The 4,220-nt window shown below is 34.3% G+C and carries 3 protein-coding genes; all 3 read right to left on the reverse strand.

The window, feature by feature from the left end; translation table 11 throughout:
* Window positions 1-1,227: hypothetical protein (locus ACOYLP_RS11115; RefSeq protein ID WP_422856239.1), on the reverse strand; the 1,227-nt coding region annotated here is incomplete at its 3' end.
* A gap of 13 nt (window positions 1,228-1,240) precedes the next feature.
* A complete protein-coding gene (locus ACOYLP_RS11120) occupies window positions 1,241-1,609 on the reverse strand; it encodes a hypothetical protein (protein ID WP_422856240.1) in 369 nt (122 codons plus the stop codon).
* A gap of 752 nt (window positions 1,610-2,361) precedes the next feature.
* Window positions 2,362-4,220, reverse strand: a 1,859-nt coding sequence (locus ACOYLP_RS11125) for a T9SS sorting signal type C domain-containing protein (protein WP_422856241.1), incomplete at its 5' end; no start/stop codon positions are given.

The raw sequence follows: 4,220 nt of genomic DNA on the forward strand, positions 1-4,220 counted from the left end.
TGTAGCAATTGAAGCAGTTAGTGCAGTAAAATTATTATTATTAATATTTCCAATAGACGTAGTAGTTGCATTAGTAGCTTCAACTGTTATACCTTGCAATGTACCGGTAGATACACCATAAGTCAGTGCAATTGTATTATTGTTAATATTATTAGTAAATGTTCCCGTTGGTGTTGCACTTGCTGACACATTATAAATTCCTCTAAGTGTACCTGAAGTAACACCACCATTAGAACTTGTTATGCTGTTATATGAAACATTAAACCCAATACTGTTTCTTATTAAGATACCATAAACAGTTCCAGACACGTTTGCATAACCTGAAAAAGTACCTGTTGTACCAAAATTGCTGATTGTATTAGCAGTTGCACTACTAGAACCTCCAATATCAATCCCTGTGTTCAGATCAGCTGCAGCCGTAGGCCCGACCACAAGGATTCCGTTGTTAACATTACTAATGGTATTCCCATAGACCTTTAACCCACTATTCCCACCTGTCGCACTGGTAGCAGTTGCCGATACAGTAGCCGCAGTTGCATTGTGAGTTGAGTTACTGTAAATACCAAAAGTATTTTGATACGTTCGATTCAACGTAATCACGTTGTTCTGAATCGTACAGTTCTGCGCACCATTGGTAGTGGTGGCATAAAATAACGCAACTCCAAACTCTGTCATAGTATTGGAGGCAGCCGTAGTAACGGTGTTACTCGAATTCTCCAACATCGTGAAGTTTTGGATGGTGATCCAGTCACCTCCGGTTATTTTAAAGAGTGCATCAACCAAACTACCAGCAGTGTGATTAGTTGGAGCGGTTATCGTACTCGAACTACCCTGAATAGTAATGGTGTTGGTTGATGTTCCTGACTTGGTGATGTTGTATCCACCGGCAGGAGCAGTCTCATTGCCCGTTAATGTAATTACTACGGGTGCTGATATGGTCGCAGCATTTAATGCCGTTATAGCAGCAGACAAACTAGGATAAGTTGCGGCTAGACCAGAACTTGAGTTAGTTGTTACCTGTGCCTTCGCTCCCATTGAAGCAAACAACAAGAAAACCAACGCGGCTTTAAACGAGTAAAGCCCGAAGCGATTTCGGATGTCAAAATGGATTACAGAAGACGAAGTAGTTGTTGTCGTGACGCCAACACTTTCTTCTTTTAACCCTAACAAAATAAGTATCGTGGATACTATATTGTTAATTTTTTTTGTTAAATAAAAATGTTTCATAAAAAAAATTGAATTAAATTGAATTGTAAAATTTTAATTTTATTGGGAAGGAAAAAACCTGAAAAGTATCATGGTCTCTGATATTCCCAAAATAGGAACCTCCGTGACCGCCGCCACCACCGCCTCCGCCAATTCCATGTGAAGAAGCATAAGCTAAATAGCGATTAATAAAAGAAACTTGCGATTTGAAATCGCTATTAGAAACAATGTTAAACATTGCTTTCTTGCTAGAGTTCTTTCCATACATCTGCATGAAGACTTCTAACAAACTAATTCGTGAGGATTTAATTTTTTTAACGCAGTGAGACGAAACATTAGTAACACAACTAATGCTGTAGAATGAAAATAGTGTTATAGTAATTGAGGCGTATAATTGCGTCATGTAAAAAAAAGAATAATTTTAAAAAAAAGTTAATAAAGGGTTAAGATAAAAATATTAATTCCAACTTTCAAAATAAATAATTAAAAAATCGATAAAAAACATTTATTAACGCTGAAAGAACTTTTTTATGTAGTCCATAACTTATACTATTTGTTAAATTGTTTAAAATAAATAGTGAATAAATAGCATACAAAAGCCATACAAAATAAATTGAAAAACTAGAGTTATTATGTGTGTATAATTTTAAAATTACAGCATTATTTTTTAACCATAAATAAACGATTTTGCATAGCAAATTATGATTATTCTGAGCAAAACAGTAAAGTTATAAATCACATCAAGATAGCGTGTTAGTCTATTATTTATAGTGTTAAAATCAGTGGCTAAATAACAATAGAAAACAGCCTATTTAAGCATTGTATAAATTAAGAATACAATGTCTATTTGAACCAAAATTTATATTCTAATAAAACCTTTTGGAATGTTACATTAGGCACAAAATAACTATTTAAAAGACTACACCAACATAAGAATAGTGTTTTTAAAATAAAACAAAGCAATTCAAAGAAACTAGTAAAAAATGGATCAACCACTTCGTTACTTCATTTGTCAATACACTTCGACAAATCAGTTTGACAAAGTAGTTATCTATTTAGTATTGATAAAAAAGGGCTTATCATATGATAAGCCCTTTTTGAATATTCAAACAATAAAATTTTAAAACAGCACTGCGACTCGCGCAGAATTCATTTTTAATAGACCACTTTCTTAGTTACTTTAACACCAGTTTCAGAAGTAATTTGCACTAATAAAACTTGATTAGTTGATGGCAATGTAGTAAATCTTGTTTGGGTAGCATATATCTCTTTTCGAGAGGTAATTAATCGACCAGTAACATCATAAATAGCAACTGATTTCATTGGAATACTACCAGAATTAATAATTAATCCCGTTTCATTTTTATATACTACAATAGTATTTTCGGTGAATACTGGAACACCTAATGCAACTGATGTGTAAAGCAACACAAAACGATCTTCGAAGATGCCTGATTCTGTCTCAAATGAATAAGGAGCTGACCTAAGATCATGAATAACATTTAGCAACTTATCTTCTAAATAAATAGACTGACCATTATAAAATAAGCCATCTACAGCAGCTATAGCAATTTTATAAATACCACTATTTATAGCTTTGTAACCAATAGGAACAAGGTCATTATCATCAAAAGGTAAAGATCTTCCTTGAATGATGTATTTTTGATTTTCTATAGTAGAGTATATTAAATTATGACTCTTAACTTTCGTAATAGCATCATACATTCTATCCACTCCGTTAGTAGCATTTTGTACATAGGCAACCAAAGTAGAGGTAGCGTTATTATTGGCATCAACTAAATCCAACCAAATACGGTTTTTTTCTTCAGTGGCAGAAGAAACAGAATTTGTTCTGTAAAATTGAGAATTGTCAGCATTTCTCATGCTATTTTTAAATACGACTTGTTCGGAATTACCTGTAACTTCAGCACCATCTTCCATAAGAACAAAGAACCCTTGACCTGCAGCTATTTTACCCGCAAAACCATTAGGAATGGACGACCCCGAACTATTATAAGCCAAGTAATCGTTCGCATTATAATTTGAGGTAAAAGATCCATAAAAAGGATTGGTTGATGAATTTGGTGCTTGACCATGTGTCCATAAATAAACAAACCCTTTAATTTTACTCACATTTTGGGAATCAGTTAAGAAATCAATTGCATCAATAGCAGAAGGATAAGGATTTCCAATAAGATTGTAATTATCATCATCTCTCGTGATTAAAGACCCATTAAGTCCATTGTAACCAGCTGCAGTATTGTAACCCCCTCTATTTACAGTAACAGGTATAGTCCCGTTATTAGGTCTACCAGTAAATGTAGCTGTTAAATTCCCTGTCCATCCAAAACTACTTGAAGCTCTAACGATATATCCTTTACCAGGCTGCATAGCTCCTGATGCCGTACTCCAAATACCTTGGCTTGTATTTCCGCCATTACCATTGCCATTATTTGCTAAAGTATCCCAATAGTATTTGAAACCAGGCGTAGGTGTTGAGTAAAAATTTGAAACGTCTTGACTTAAAACTGGAGATGACCAATAAACATAATCATAACCGCGCAATCCAGAAACATTTCTACTGTACTGCATGTTTCCTGAACCCGAATTGGTAACATTATTCACTTGAATTAAACTTGCAGCATCAGCAACTGATAATGTTCCATTGGTAACTATAACATCCTGAACAGTTAGAGTTATACCTGTATTTACGGTTAAAAGAGCACCTGAATTTACAGTAAGCGCTCCAGCGAAAGCCTGAGCTGAAATCACGGGACTATTAGGAGTTCCTGCAGGAACAACAACACAACTATCAGTTATTAATGGTTCTCCAGAAGGAGTCCAATTACTTGCAGTAGCCCAATTGGATGAAGTGACTCCATTCCACACCTTTCCTAAATAAAAATCCAATGGATATGAATTGGAACAAATGGAATTAAATATTGTTAGTGTTCCCGAATATTGATTCAAAGGTAAATTAGCAGGAATTGCAATTGTTGTTATAGTTGCAGTTT

This window comes from Flavobacterium sp., from assembly GCF_049318325.1.
Lineage (GTDB): Bacteria > Bacteroidota > Bacteroidia > Flavobacteriales > Flavobacteriaceae > Flavobacterium.

Excerpts from the sequence above, each read along its gene's own strand:
- ACOYLP_RS11120 (WP_422856240.1), bottom strand. The coding sequence starts at position 1,609 with ATGACGCAATTATACGCCTCAATTACTATAACACTATTTTCATTCTAC.